The following is a 13,877-nucleotide window of genomic DNA, read 5'->3' as shown; positions in this document are numbered from 1 at the left end:
AGAGAGCCGGTGGCGGGGCGCGGCAGGATCGTGGGGGACGGGACGGATCGCCGCCCGGACGTGTCGCCGGCGCGGGCCGGTTCATGGGCCCGCACCGTGCCCGGGGCGAGCGCCAGGCCCGAAGTGTCGCCGCAGTTCAGGTGGCCGGCCCGTAGGCCCGCAGGAAGGTGCTGGAAGAACGCGGTGGTCTCCGACGTTGCTTCCCAGCATGAAGATCGGTGAAGCCTCCCGGGCCAGCGGTGTGAGTGCACGCTCGTTGCGCCACTACGAGGACGAAGGGCTGATCGTCCCCGGCCGCTTCGGCAACGGGTTCCGCGACTACTGCCCATCCACGATCGACCGGGTGCTCGTCATCCGTTCCCTGCTGGAGTCGGGGCTGCCGGTGCGTCTGATCCGGGAAGTCCTGCCCGGCCTCACCGACGGAACGGATGCCGGGACCGAGGCGGCGTGCGAGGAGTTCCTGCGGGAGGTGCAGAGCTACCGCGATCGGCTCGCTGCCCGCATCGCCGCTCTCAGCGATCAGCAGGCGGCCCTGGACACCTACCTTCGGAACGCCCGCGGCACCGATCTGTGAGAGTCGCTTGACCTTGACGTAAGTGTCAGGTTCCTACGTTCGGTGCATGAAGACCAACGAGGAACAGCAGACTTCCGACCGGACGATGCGGGCCCTGATCCAGCGCTCGCACCGGGGACCGAAGGACCTCTCCCTTGCCACCGGTCACCGCCGTCCTGCTCCGGGGCCCGGCGAATACCTGATCCGCGTCGGCGCCGCCGGGGTCAACTTCGCCGACGTCATGCAGACTTACGGAACCTATGGCGGAGGGCCGCAGGCGCCCTACGCGGCGGGCTTCGAAGCCGCCGGCGAGATCGTGGGGATCGGCACGGACGTCGAACATCCGCTTCCTCTCGGCACCCATGTCATCGGAGCCGGTCCGGGCGCCTTCGCGCAGTACATGACGATGCCGGTCGCCGGCGTCCTGCCCGTACCGGCCGGCTGGAGCGACGCCGAAGCGCTCGGCATGGTGCTGAACTGGGCCACCGCGCTGGCCGCCCTCAAGCCGCTGGGCGAGGTCACCAGCGGCGATGTGGTGCTCATCCACGCCGCGGCCGGCGGCGTGGGACAGGCCGCGGTCCGCCTCGCCCGCCACTACGGCGCCCGCGTGATCGCCACGGCCTCCCCGGCCAAGCACGCAACCGTCAGAGCACTCGGTGCCGACGAGGTCCTGGACAGCCGCCATCCCGGACTCGCCGCGGAGATCACCCGGCTGACCGGCGGGGCCGGCGTCGACCTGGTTCTGGAATCGGTCGGCAAGGCCACGTTCGCCACCAGCCTGTCGGTCACCAAACCCTTCACCGGCCGCATCGTCGTCTTCGGCGCCGCCTCCGGCGACGCCACCGTCACCACGCACGACCTGGTCTTCACCCACCACGCCCAGATCAAGGGACTGCACATCGGCGCACTCGCGACCGAGGCCCCGACCCTCTACCAGACGCTGCTCACCGAGATCGAGGCGCTCGTCACCAACGGCGTCTACCCGCCGGGAACCCCTCGGATCCACCCCCTGGCCGAAGGGCCCGAGGTGCTTCGTCAACTCGAAGCCGGCGCCACCCACGGCAAGCACGCCCTCGATCCCTGGCGTTAGTGCCGTATCGGACAACGTTTGCCTGGTCGTGGGAGCCTGTTCCTCGACCGGGGGAGCGCGTGGCCGTGGAGACTGCCGACCGCGCGACGGCGGGGACGTGATCGCGGCACTGAGGTACTGGCCCGATGTCATATGGGTAGGCCAGAAGCATCCTCCGGACTTGGTGGACATGCCTCAGCCGCTCCGGATCCGGCTACGACCGGCTGCCGCTGCCGCTGCCGCTGCCGCTGCAGCCGTCGTTGGTGGCGCGGGCCAGGCCCGTCTGGTACGCGATGACGACGAGTTGTGCCCGGTCGCGGGCCTGGAGCTTCGTCATGGCGCGCTGTACGTGGGCGCGGACGGTGAACGGGCTGAGGTACATCCGCTCGGCGATCTCCTGGTTGGACAGGCCGGTCGCGACCAGAGCCACCATCTCGCGCTCGCGCGGGGTGAGCACGGCGAGCCGTTCGGATCGGTGCGGCGGGGCGTCGTCCTGTGTGGCCAGGAAACGGGCGACCAGGGAGCGGGTCGCGGCGGGGGACAGGAGGGTGTCGCCGTCGGCGATCGTACGCACGGCGTCCAGGAGGTCGTCGGCGGCGATGCCCTTGCCGATGAAGCCGCCGGCCCCCGCGCGCAGCGCCTGGGCGACGTACTCGTCGGTCTCGTACGTGGTGAGGATCAGAATGCGGCTGGCCCGCAGTTCCGGGTCCGCGCAGATCTCCGACGTCGCGGTGAGGCCATCCACTTCGGGCATACGGATGTCCATGATCACCACGTCCGGGCGCAGTTCCCGGGTGAGTCTCACCGCTTCTCTGCCGTCGGCGGCCTCGCCGACCACGGTGATGTCGTCGGCGCTGTCGAGCAGCATCCGGAAGGCACCGCGCAGCAGGGCCTGATCGTCGGCGAGCAACACCCGGAGCGTCACGGCGTGCCCCCGGTCTCCCGGTCGCCCGTCGTTTCGTCACCGGTCGATTCGTCGGTCATCCGTCCCTCGGTGGTCGTTGCTTCGTCGGTTCCCCGCGTCGGGTCCTTGACAGGCGGCAGGGGCAGTTGGGTGGAGACGAGGAAGCCGCCCTCGGGGCGCCTGCCGGCGGAGAGGCGCCCCCCTACCGCGGTGGCACGCTCACGCATGCCGATCAGACCGAAACCGGGCGCCCGGCCCCCCGCGGCGGACGCAGCCGATCCCGTGGAGGCGGTCGACGGAGTGCGGGTGCTGGGTCCGTCGTCGGCGATGGTGATGGTCACGCGGTCGCGGTTCCAGGCGAGGCGCACCCGGGCGCTGCCCGTACCGGCGTGCTTGGTCACGTTGGTCAGGGCCTCCTGGACGATGCGGTACGCGGTGAGGTCGACCCCCGGCGGCAGCGACCTGACCGTACCCTCCTGGTCCGTCGACACCTCCAGACCCGCGCGGCGGAACGACTCAAGGAGCGTGGGGAGCCGCGAAAGGCCGGGCGCCGGTTCGGCGGGCGTGGCCGCGTCCCCGGACTGACGCAGCAGACCGACCGTGGCCCGCAGGTCGTCGAGCGCGTCGCGGGTGGTCTCGACGAGTTCCTGCAGGCTCTTGCGGGTCTGCTCCGGGCGGGTGTCGAAGAGGTGGGCCGCGACCGTGGCCTGCGCGTTGGCCAGGGTGATCTGATGGGCCACGAGGTCGTGCAGTTCCCGGGCGATGCGCACCCGTTCCTCGGCCACTCTCCGGCGCGCCTCGCTGTCCCGGCTCTTCTCGGCCCGCAGGGCCCGCTCTTCCACGGCAGCCAGATAGGCGCGTCGGTTCCGCACCGAGTGACCGAGTACGCCGGACACGAGCGGGAACGCCGCCACCGCCCCCACCCTGCTCGCGTCCTTCCACGAGAGGGCACCGAGCAAAGGAGCGGAGGCGACGAGCAGCGCCACGGAGATGAGCGCCACGGCGCTCGCCGCGCGCCGTTCGGTGCGCGCGGCGAGCGAGTACGAATAGGCGGTGATCACGGCGGGGGCCACGATGAGCGGGCTCAGCAGGAGGCCCAGGAACGGAGCCAGTACGCCGCTTGCGGTCGTGACCGTCATGGCGGCCCGGGGCGCCCGATGCCGCATCGGCAGCACCGAGCAGGACACCACGGCGATGAAGTAGGCGGCGGCGGACGGCGGTGACAGCGTGCGGCCGTCGTCCTGCACCACACCGCCGAGCAGGCACAACGCGAACGCCGTCGTCGTGATCGCCGCCTCCCGCCACCACGTGCCGCGTGGTCGCGGGCCACCGCCACCCGTGTCCGCCATGGCCGACTCAGCCCCGGCCGACGGGCAGCCGCCGCCCTGCGGGGTCCCACGCGGCTTCGGGGGCCGGGACCTGCTTGCTCAGTGCCTCACCATCGATGTCCACGTTCGGCAACACGCGGTTCAGAATACGGGGCAGCCACCAGGCCCGGTGGCCGAGCAGTGCCAGGACCGCGGGGGCGATCGCCATCCGCACGACGAAGGCGTCGAAGGCGACGGCGGCGGCCAGACCGACTCCCATCGTCTGGATGGTCGTGCTGCTCATCCCGATGAACCCGGCGAACACACTGGTCATGATGATCGCCGCCGCGGCCACCACACGTCCGCTGTGCCGGAAACCGCTGACGATCGCGTTGCCGGGGGAGGCGCCGTGGGCGTAGGCCTCCCGCATCCGGGTGAGGAGGAAGACCTCGTAGTCCATGGCGAGGCCGAACATGATGCCAATGATGAGGATCGGCATCAGCGACATGACAGGTCCGGTCTGCTCGATGCCGATGAGGTCCGCCGCCCAGCCCCACTGGAAGACGGCGACGAGGACGCCGAAGGCGGCGCCCACCGACAGCAGGAAGCCGAGCGCGGCCTTGACCGGGACCAGGACCGAGCGGAAGACCACCGTCAGCAGAAGCAGGGCCAGGCCGATGACCACGCTCAGATACGGGATGAGGGCGTCGGACATGGCTTCGGAGATGTCGATGTTCAGCGCGGTGGTCCCGGTCACCAGGACGCCGGCGCCTGTGTCGGACTCGACGGCCCGGACCGCGCCGCGAAGTGCGTGCACCAGGTCCTTGGTCTCGCCGCTGTTCGGTGCGGTCTGCGGGACGGCGGTGAGGACGGCGGTGTCCTTGGCCCGGTTGAGAACCGGATCGCCGACCGAGGCGACCCCGTCCACTGCCCGTACGGTCCTGACGACCCGGTCCGTGAGGGCCTGGGTGTCCTGCGAGCCCGGGGACGCGGGTGCCGACATGTCCACGACGATGGTCAGCGGGCCGTTGAAGCCGGGGCCGAAGCCTTCCGAAAGCAGATCGTAGGCACGGCGTTGGGTGGTCTCCACCGACTTGGACTCGTCGCCGGGCAGGCCGAGTTCGAGGCTCAGCGCCGGCAGGGCCACGGCGCCGAGACCGAGCCCGGCGGTCAGCAGCACGGCGACCGGCCGGCGCAGTACGAACTGCGCCCAGCGGGTACCGAGGCCGGGCCGCCGGTCGGCGGAGGCGGGTGCCGGGTGCGGGTGGTCACGCCCCGTCCGGGCGGACTTGCGGACGGCGCGGGACAGTACCCGCCGGCCGAGGAATCCGAACAGCGCGGGGACCAGGGTCAGTGCGACGAGCACGGCCAGGGCCACGGCGCCCGCGCCGCCCAGGCCCATCCTGGTCAGTTCGGGGATTCCGACGATGCCCAGGCCGGCCAGGGCGATCAGGACCGTCGCGCCCGCGAAGACGACGGCGGATCCGGCCGTGCCCACCGCCCGGCCTGCGGCCTCCTCCGGTTCGCTGCCTCGGGCGCGCTCGTCGCGGTAGCGGGAGGTGATGAAGAGCGCGTAGTCGATGCCGACCGCGAGGCCCAGCATCAGTGCCAGGATGGCGACGGTGGACGTCAGGCCGAGCGGTACGGCCAGCGCGGAGACCAGGCCGAAGGCGATGGCCACGCCCACGAAGGCGGTCAGCAGCGACAGTCCGGCCGCCGCCAGTGAGCCGAGGGCGACGACCAGCACGACGGCCGCGACCGCGACGCCGACCATCTCTGTCGTACCGCCCAGTTCCTCTTCCGCGTCCAGGGCCGAGCCGCCGATCTCCACGGTGAGCCCCGCGCCCCGGGCACGGCTCGCGGCGTCTTCGAGGGTGCTCTTCGTCGACTCGGACAGGTCGACGGCGTTCGCGGTGTAGGTGATCGTGGAGTAGGCGATGGTGCCGTCCTCGCTGACCGCGCCGGTCTCGTAGGGGTCGGTGGTCGAGGCCACCTGGCCGCCCCCGTCCAGTCGGCCGAGCGTGTCCTCGACGGCCGACCTGTTCGTGCCGGCCGTCACCTTCTGTCCGACCGGGGCCCGGAACACCAGGCGGGCTTCGGCGCCCTGGGAGTTGCTCTGCGGGAAGCGCTCGTCCAGCAGGTCGAACGCCTTTTGCGACTCGGTGCCGGGCATGGCGAGGTCCTCGTCCTCGCCGGCCGGCGCCAGGGCCGCGGCGGCCACGGCCACCAGCAGGGCACCGAGCCAGAGGCCGCTTACGAGCCGGCGCCGCCGGAAGGCCCACCGTCCGATCCGGTAAAGAATTGTCGCCACCGTTGATCACTCCAGACACCGCGCGCCGGCAAGGGAATCGCGTGAGTTCCACGCGGCTTCCCACCCTTCCCCGCGGCGCTGTGCCGGGCATCGTCCCCGGCCATCGTCGTCGCCTGGTGCACCCGGACCACCCCCGCCCGTGACCTGGTGCGTACGCACCACATGCCGCCTCGGGGCGCTGACGGTGACCCGGATGCGGGACCGGCCGGACTCCGAGCGGGAACACGGACTGGAAGAACTCTTCCTGCCGATCGGACACCGCTCCCCGCGAGTCCGGTCCCGACGAACCCGCGCAGCAGAGGCGTCAGCTCCTGAGCACACCCGCACAGCGTGCACAGCCGGGTCCCCGGGTTCTCCGCGACGTCCGGGGCCCGCTGGACATCGAGCAGCGGCCCACCCTCGGGTGCCTCTTCGCAGTCAGGCACGTGCAGCACACCGCGGGCCGGGCCCCCTCGGACCTTCGCCAGGACCCAGCCCGAAGGCCGGCGCTCCCCGAGGGCCTCGCGGGCCACCGACATCGACGGCGCCGGCGGAAGAGGCTCGGTGGGGAGCCGGCCGTAGTAGACGCCGTCGACCGGCCGCACATGCTCGGGTGCCCGGACCCATACCCGGTACGCAGCGGCCTCCACGCCGCCGTCGAACTGGTGAAGGGGCAGTATCCCGAAGGTGCGTAATCCGGTCGTCAACTGCGAAGCGTTCTCCTGCGGCACGCCACCCACGCCGCCCACCGCACCCGTAAGAAGAGGAAGCCGGCCCCGCCGACTCCACACCTACCGGGACTGGTTCACCCCCAGCAGGCGATTCCCCGCCACTGCGACGTCCCTGCCGGCGCCGCCGCATCATCGTCATGGGCGAATGCGGTGTTCTGCCCGCGTACGGTGACCGCTGCCCCGCCGGCCGCGCACGGACGACTCGGTCCTCACGCTCCCCGACCGTGTGACCCGCGATCAGTTCTGCGTTGCCTCACGGCTTCCGACAGCGGCCGCGGCGGGTACGACGAGCAGCTTGCCGGTGGTACGCCGAGCCTCCAGATCGCTGTGGGCTCGGGCGGCCTCGGACAATGCGTAGCGGCCCGTTACGGTGACCTCAAGCGCCTTGGAGCGCACCCACTCGAACACATCGGCGGCCCGTCGGAGCAGTTCGGACCGATCGGCGATGAAGTCTCCGAGGCTGGGCCGGATCAGGGTCAGCGAACCGCCGTGGGCGAGCCGGATCGGGTCGAACGGCGGCACGGCGCCACTTGCCGCGCCGAAGAGCACGAGATGGCCGCGGGGGCGCAGGCTGGCGAGGCTCGCGTCGAAGGTGTGCGCGCCGACGCCGTCGAAGACGACCGGCAGTCCCTGACCACCGTTGAGCCGCCTCACCTCGGCTGCGAGATCGTCGACCGCGGAGGAGAGGATCACCTCCGCAGCCCCGGCACGCTTCGCCAGCTCGGCCTTCGCCGTGGTCGACGTCGTGCCGATCACCCTGCCGCCGAGATGGGTGATGAGCTGGGTCAGAAGCAGCCCCATGCCACCGGCGGCCGCATGCACGAGCACCGTGTCGCCGGCCCGAACCGGGTAGGCGTCCTTGATGAGGTAGTGAGCGGTCATGCCTTGGAGGAGCACGGCGGCCGCCGTCTCGAAGTCGATGTCGTCGGGCAGCGGCACCAGCCGGGAGGAGTCCACGACGGCCCGCTCGGCATACGTACCGGGAACCTCCACCCAGCCGACCCGGTCCCCGACCGCTACGTCAGCGACGCCGGGCCCCACTTCGACGACTGTACCGGCGCCCTCAGAGCCCGGGGTGAAGGGCAGCGGGACGCTGTACCGGCCCTCACGGTGATACACGTCGAGGAAGTTGACCCCGGATGCGGCCACTTCCACGACCGCCTCGCCCGGACCCGGCCGCGGCTGGTCCACTTCGGCCTCCCGCAGCACCTCGGGACCGCCCACTTCGTACACCTGAATCGCTCGCATGACCCCTCCAATTACGGCTCGTCTCCCACCAACCCCATTGATGGCGAGGCGATTCCCGGCCAGGAGACCAGCTGGATTGACGCGGAGCCGTCTTTCGCCCTGCTCAACCCGCCGGAGAGTGGAGGGCCACCAGATCGAGCTCCCGGACGGGTACGGGAAAGGGCGTGCCCTGGCACGTCCTCTTCCCGGGTGTGGAAGCGGGGTGCAGCGGGTGCGATTTGGGAGGCCGAGCAGGACTTGGGCTCACGTCGCGTCGTCCGCCTGTTCGTGACTGGGCGTCTGGGTGCTGATCAGGCCGGTGAGAGCACTGCGGTGGTCGGTGAGCCGGGCGAGCTGTGTGTCCAGCCGTGATATCTCCTCGATCAGCAGCGGATCCAGGCAGGGCTCGACGTCCCCTTCCCCGCCGCAGATGCAACCGAGGACGGTACGAATGGTGCGGGTGCCCAGGCCGGCGTCAAGGAGCCGCCGGATACGGCCGACGGTCGTGACATCGCTCGCCGCGTAGAGCCGCTGGCCCGACGTGGTGCGGCGCGGAGCGAGGAGGCCTTGCTCCTCGTAGTACCGCAGGAGCCGCACGCTGACACCGGTCGCCTCGGAGAGCGCCCCGATACGCATCTCTGTGACCTGCGTCATATCCACTTGCCCCTCACATCGGTGTCAGTTCCTAGTGTCGGCGCCATGACCACGAACAAGAAACTGAACATCACGCTTCCTGTCTCCCGTATCGGTCTCGGCACGATGCGATTCGCCGACGCGCCCGAGCTCCGCAGGGGCGCCAGTGCCCCGATCTGGGAGCAGCCCACCGACCGGGACGAGCTGATCGACTTTGTGCACCGCGCCGTCGACCTCGGGGTCGACCACTTCGACACTGCCGCCGCCTACGCGCTCGGCGAGGGCGAACGGTTGCTCGCCGAGGCTCTGAAGGGTGCCGATGTCACGGTCGCGACCAAGGTCGGGATGACCCGCCCCAGCCCATCGGAGTGGGTGCCGCTCGGCCGTCCCGCCTTCCTGCGCCAGCAGATCGAGGAGAGCTTGCGTCGCCTGCGTACCGACACCATAGATCTCCTGTATCTGCACCGGGTCGACCCCGATGTGCCGGTCGAGGAGCAGGTCGGTGCGTTGCGGAGGGCACAGGAGGAAGGCAAGGTCGAACGCATCGGTGTTTCCGAGGTGGACGTCGACACGCTTGTACGTGCGCATGCGGCGGCGCCGCTGGCCGCGGTCCAGAACCTCTACAACTACGGAGCGCGTGACCACGATCCGGTTCTCCGGCGCACGGCGGAACTGGGCATCGCCTTTGTGCCGTTCTTCCCGGTCTCGGCCGGTGACACGGTCGCCGGGTCGCCGCTGGAGGCCGTAGCCGAGGAGACGGGTGCGAGCCGCACCCGCGTTCAGCTCGCCTGGCTGCTGAGCCGTGGCGAGCACGTTCTGCCGATTCCCGGGACGACCTCAAAGGGGCATCTGATCGAGAACCTCTCCGCGTCCCGGCTGGAGCTGTCCCCCGGACAACTCGCACGGCTCGACGGCTGGCACCCGGCCGTCTGACCGGCGAATTGCAAGGCCGCTGGCCTGCCACGAACGGGCGACGGCGCGGGTCGGTTCGAGCGCCCACACCGTGCCCGGCGTGGGCGCTCGGTCCGAGGTTTCGCCACAGTTCAGGAGGCCGGCCCGTAGGCCCGCAGGAATGTGTCCACCGCGGCCTCGGCCACCGCGTGCGTCTCCGCGGCGGGGACCGCGCGGGTGCCGAGTCTGGATCGTGCATCCATCGGTCCGGTGAGCAGGGTGAGGAACTGCTCCGCGGCCAGGGCCGGGTCGCACGGTCGCAGCCGGCCATCCAGCGAGAGGCGCGCCAGCCGGTCCGCCAGCGCCTCGGCGAGCCGGCCGTAGGTGCGTTTCTGGACGGTCTCGATCAGGTCGACAAAGCCCCCGACCTGGGCGTACATCAGCCACTTCAGAGCGCGGGCGCGTTCGCTGCAACAGACCTGGAGCACCTGGCACGCCATGTCCTTCAGGGCGGCGCGCAGATCGTCACCAGGACTGCGCAACCGTTCGGCCACGGCGAGGTTCTCCGCCATCACACTGTCGGCTGCCGACTCGACAGTGTGGCGGAACAAGTTCTCCTTGTCCTTGAAGTGGTTGTAGACCGTCAGCTTGGCGACCCCCGCCTCGTCGGCGATCTCCCGCACACCCGCGTTCTCGTACCCCAGACGCGCGAAGACCGCGAAAGCGGCATCCAGGATCGCCTGCCGCTTGTCGATACGCCCCCGGGGCGCCGCCCGCCCGGACGGAGTGGTAGCTGCTGTCACCTCCGCAGGGTACCGCCGCCTTGTTCTGTACCGACTGGACCTCTAAAATGAACCCATCGGTTCAATCGTGACGCTCGCCCCACGAGAGGGAATCCAGTGATCGTCAACACTCTGCGCTTCAGCTTCAGGGACGGAACCACCGAGGAAGAGAAGGAACAGGTGCTGGCCGCCATGCGGCGCACGTCAACAGTGGAGTCGGCCGCGTTCGGAGTGGTGGGCCAGGACCTCGGCGACCCTTCGGACGGGTTCACCCACACCTACTGCGCGGGAGTCGTGGACCTCGCGGCGCTGGAACGCTACATGCACGACCCGGTCCATCTTGAGGGTGACTTCCTCATCCTTCCTCGTCTCGCGCGGCTTTCGGCCGTGCGGTTCTCCGATGACCTGGATCCCGGGCTCAGTGAAAAGATCATGGCGCTACATCTGGAGAAGGTGGAGCGGTACCCGAAGTGGGGTCGACTCCTCGACTCCATCCCCGACGTGCGCATTTCTGCCGAGAGGTGACGGACGGCTGATGCGAAGCCCGGGACGGCGGACCTGGCCACAACTGCAATCTCCGTTGTCCCGGCACTGTCATCCGGTTGCCCAGTCGAGTCCGTGGTTGGCGAGTGCGGTGAGTTTGTCGGGGGTGAGTTTGTTCCGGCGGGTCTTCTGGTTCATGATCCATACTCCGAGTTTGATCTCGGTTCCGTCGGGCAGTACTTCGATGTGTCCCCTGGGGACGGTCGCCGAACCGGTGCGGGCTTTGTACTGCCCCAGTGCCGCAATGCCTTTGTCGAAGCCGTTCTGGGCCCGTACCGGCGCCTCCATGAAGGCTTCCAACTCTCTTTCCACGGGTACGACGCCGACGGCTTCCAGGCGTTGGCGCTGCCCGTCCGACAGGGCCGTCCAGACCTCGGGCCGGCGTTGTCGGTCGAGCCATTTCCCGATGTCCATGCCGTGGACAGTAACCCCGGGTTCGATATAGCCGAGGATGGTTTCCTCGGCGAGCATTTCCCTCACGACGGCGTAGTGCCGCTGCCAGACCGGCGCCCACGACGGGTTCCAGTCCGCATCCACCGCCCGGAGGGCCGCCTCCCATTCCGGATGCCCGTCCAGTACGCCCGGCCGGCGGAGGTTGGACAGCCACTGCCCGACCGGCTTTCCGAGCGCGGCTGCGGACCTCGGGGCGCACAGCGTCCAGTGTTCCTGGTAGTAGACCCTCGCGGCGGCGAGGTTCTCCTGGAACCGTGCATCGGCCGCCGACCAGATCATCCCGAGCGTCTCCAACCGGGCCGCGCGCTGTCCGGTCATCTGCCCCGTCCCGTAGGCCCGCCGCTGCTCGGCGACCCACTGTCCGAGAGGGAAGGCGCCTTCCCGGTGTTCGTAGGGCACCCGGGCGTCCCCGGTCCGCTCCGTGTATTCCTTGAGCTTGGCCCAGCCGCGTGCCCAGTCCTGCCGTTCGGTGTCGATGACGTTGAACGACACCCACTCCGCGACCATCACAGGATCCCTCGGAGCAGCGAAACGCAGCAACAACCGGGATTCCTGTTCACCTTCCTCCGGGACGGAACCGATTAGCAGGGACGGCTGGGCCACGTTCTTCTGCGGCTCCTGCGGAATCGCGAGCAATTCCACCGCCTCTTCATCATGAGCCCGCAAGCCCTCAAGAACCTTCACCAACGGACGGTACGAACCAGAGGTGAACATGTCCTCCGGGCCCTCCCCGGGCTGGAGGAATACGGGCACGATCAGGGAAGCGAGTTTCCCTTCCCCGGGCTTCTGCCGCAGCGCCCGCCCAACGGCCTGGACGATGTCGTGCGGCGCCCCCTTCGGATCCAGCAGAGCCACCGAGTCCACGGCCCGGATGTCGACGCCTTCCCCCAGGACGCGGCAGTTCGACAGGACCGCCCGCCGGCTCGCAGCACCGAAGCCGTCCAGGACCTCGCGCCGGCGCTCGGGGACGTGCTCGCCGCACAGCCAGTCCGCCCAGACCCGAGACGGGTAGACTTCGGGCCGATCCGCGTGCAACCGTCCCGCAACACGCCCCAGACCCTCCGCGAAGGCCTGCGCCTCCATCGTCCGGTGATGGAACGTGATGCACGACTGCAGCCCGTGCTGCGCCATGGTGTGGAGGAGTGCGGCCTGAAGGGCGCCGAGGCGTTGCCCGCGGACCTCCTCGGTGTGCCGGTCCTCGCCCATGAGCCGCTGAGGGGTGACGACGGGGTCCTGGAGTTCCAGAACAATGATCTGGTACCGGGCCAGCAGCTTCCGTGACACGGCCGATGCCAGGCTGAGTTTGTAGAGGACAGGTCCGAACACCGCTTCGTCGTCCATGCTCGCTGCCATCTCGCGTGGCAGCGGATCACGAACCCCTTCGGCGACTTCGCGGCTCGGTTGCTCCTCCCAGATCCGCGGCGTGGCTGTCAAGTACAGCCGCCGGCGCGAGGGGATGACGCCCTGATGATGAACATCGGCCCAGGCCTTCCCTATCGACCCGGATGTCCGGTGGGCCTCGTCGACCACCGTCAGGTCCAAGGAGTCGAGCCGCTGCCCGTAGGCGCCCTCGAAAGCCTCCGCCAGGACCCCGAGCGAGGCGTACGTACCAAACATGGTCACCGGCCCCGAGCCGTGCCACAGAGCCAGCTGCACGGGGTTTGTTGTCGAGCGCACCTTCAGATCCCACAGCTCCGGATCGTCGTGGAGCGAGCACACCGCAACCGTGGGTCCCGAGTGCCCCACCTCCCGCCATGCCCGTACCGTTTGGGTGAGAAGGTCCAGCGTCGGCACCAGGACGAGAACTCGTCCCTTGGGAGCAATCCGTTTGGCCGATGCCGCTGCGATGACGGTTTTTCCCGTACCGCACGCGGCATGTACCTGTCCACGCAGGCCGTTGACGGGGATTCCGCCCGGCGGGGCGTCGAGACCACGTACGACAGCAGCAACAGCCTCAACCTGGTGTTCACGCAGTCTCACGGACACTTGCGTGTTCTCCTTTCGCGGAATGCAGAGCACAGCCAGCAAGGAAAGTCCGGCCTGGTGAAAGATACGTTATGGGGACAGCATCTAAACCCAGATACTACACAGACACCAACATACGATGCATCACTCACCAAGACGATTCACCCAGGAAACCGACCCCGGTCCACAGTCTGTCAGAGTATGCATTAACCGACCACACATCAGACGACGCAGAAGAGACAGATCCAACAGCAGGAGAGGCGTACGGGGGGAGCGCAGCGGAGCCCGTCACCACCCCTGGGCCGGCACCCCGCCAAGGAGACAGCCCGTCACATCCAAGCCAGATACAGCGGCAGAGAATCCCAGACCCGACACAAGCCCGCCACGATGCACCCGCTCCGTAACCAGCCACGCGATCGCGCAAGCGCGATCGCCAATAATTCGCGCTTGCGCGAATTATCCCGCCTTTAAGAATTCCGCTTGCGGAATTCTGTCTCTATGCAGCGGCAAGCCGCTGCATAGCCCGCTC

The 13,877-nt window shown here is 69.3% G+C and carries 11 protein-coding genes and 1 pseudogene; 4 read left to right on the top strand and 8 right to left on the bottom strand.

The window, feature by feature from the left end; translation table 11 throughout:
- Nucleotides 1–208: 208 nt before the first annotated feature.
- Complete coding sequence (locus tag ACFVDM_RS19585) at nt 209–574, top strand: MerR family transcriptional regulator (RefSeq protein ID WP_383641068.1); 366 nt, start codon at nt 209–211, stop codon at nt 572–574.
- Between the two features lie 46 nt (nt 575–620).
- Nucleotides 621–1,643 carry a zinc-binding dehydrogenase gene (locus tag ACFVDM_RS19580; RefSeq protein ID WP_383641065.1) on the top strand — a complete coding sequence of 341 codons (1,023 nt, stop codon included), beginning with the start codon at nt 621–623 and terminating at the stop codon, nt 1,641–1,643.
- Nucleotides 1,644–1,836: 193 nt separating this feature from the next.
- Here ACFVDM_RS19580 and ACFVDM_RS19575 read toward each other — a convergent pair whose 3' ends face one another.
- From ACFVDM_RS19575 to ACFVDM_RS19550, 6 genes and pseudogenes are all read right to left on the bottom strand, one after another.
- Nucleotides 1,837–2,547: a response regulator gene (locus ACFVDM_RS19575; protein WP_383641062.1), complete on the bottom strand. Its 711-nt coding sequence runs from the start codon at nt 2,545–2,547 to the stop codon at nt 1,837–1,839.
- Nucleotides 2,544–3,875 carry a histidine kinase gene (locus ACFVDM_RS19570; RefSeq protein WP_383641059.1) on the bottom strand — a complete coding sequence of 444 codons (1,332 nt, stop codon included), beginning with the start codon at nt 3,873–3,875 and terminating at the stop codon, nt 2,544–2,546. The genes ACFVDM_RS19575 and ACFVDM_RS19570 overlap by 4 nt, the downstream gene beginning before the upstream one ends.
- Nucleotides 3,876–3,882: 7 nt before the next feature.
- Nucleotides 3,883–6,144: an MMPL family transporter gene (locus ACFVDM_RS19565; protein WP_383641056.1), complete on the bottom strand. Its 2,262-nt coding sequence runs from the start codon at nt 6,142–6,144 to the stop codon at nt 3,883–3,885.
- A gap of 284 nt (nt 6,145–6,428) precedes the next feature.
- Nucleotides 6,429–6,830, bottom strand: a pseudogene (locus tag ACFVDM_RS19560) (DUF6233 domain-containing protein); the annotation flags it as partial.
- A 261-nt stretch (nt 6,831–7,091) separates the two neighbouring features.
- Nucleotides 7,092–8,102 (bottom strand): quinone oxidoreductase family protein, encoded by a 1,011-nt coding sequence (locus ACFVDM_RS19555; protein ID WP_383641053.1) that lies wholly within the window; start codon nt 8,100–8,102, stop codon nt 7,092–7,094.
- A 243-nt stretch (nt 8,103–8,345) separates the two neighbouring features.
- The gene (locus ACFVDM_RS19550) at nt 8,346–8,735 is read right to left on the bottom strand and encodes a MerR family transcriptional regulator (protein WP_383641050.1); all 390 of its coding nucleotides are present in this window, start codon (nt 8,733–8,735) and stop codon (nt 8,346–8,348) included.
- Between the two features lie 45 nt (nt 8,736–8,780).
- Here ACFVDM_RS19550 and ACFVDM_RS19545 point away from each other — a divergent pair, with 45 nt between their 5' ends.
- The gene (locus ACFVDM_RS19545; RefSeq protein WP_383641047.1) at nt 8,781–9,647 is read left to right on the top strand and encodes an aldo/keto reductase; all 867 of its coding nucleotides are present in this window, start codon (nt 8,781–8,783) and stop codon (nt 9,645–9,647) included.
- Between the two features lie 110 nt (nt 9,648–9,757).
- Here the strand turns inward: ACFVDM_RS19545 and ACFVDM_RS19540 are convergent, their stop codons facing one another.
- Nucleotides 9,758–10,408 carry a TetR/AcrR family transcriptional regulator gene (locus ACFVDM_RS19540; RefSeq protein WP_383641045.1) on the bottom strand — a complete coding sequence of 217 codons (651 nt, stop codon included), beginning with the start codon at nt 10,406–10,408 and terminating at the stop codon, nt 9,758–9,760.
- Between the two features lie 96 nt (nt 10,409–10,504).
- Between ACFVDM_RS19540 and ACFVDM_RS19535 the strand changes: the two genes are divergently transcribed.
- The gene (locus ACFVDM_RS19535) at nt 10,505–10,912 is read left to right on the top strand and encodes a Dabb family protein (protein ID WP_383641043.1); all 408 of its coding nucleotides are present in this window, start codon (nt 10,505–10,507) and stop codon (nt 10,910–10,912) included.
- A 69-nt stretch (nt 10,913–10,981) separates the two neighbouring features.
- On the opposite strand, the gene ACFVDM_RS19530 is transcribed toward ACFVDM_RS19535, so the two are convergent.
- Entirely contained in the window at nt 10,982–13,369 is a 2,388-nt protein-coding gene (locus tag ACFVDM_RS19530; RefSeq protein WP_383641041.1) for a Helicase associated domain protein, read from the bottom strand.
- Nucleotides 13,370–13,877: the final 508 nt, after the last annotated feature.

It is taken from the genome of Streptomyces sp. NPDC057682 (assembly GCF_042799575.1).
Taxonomy (GTDB): Bacteria; Actinomycetota; Actinomycetes; order Streptomycetales; family Streptomycetaceae; genus Streptomyces.
The sequence above is the reverse complement of the archived record's forward strand: the minus strand, read 5'-3'. Positions and strand labels throughout refer to the sequence as shown.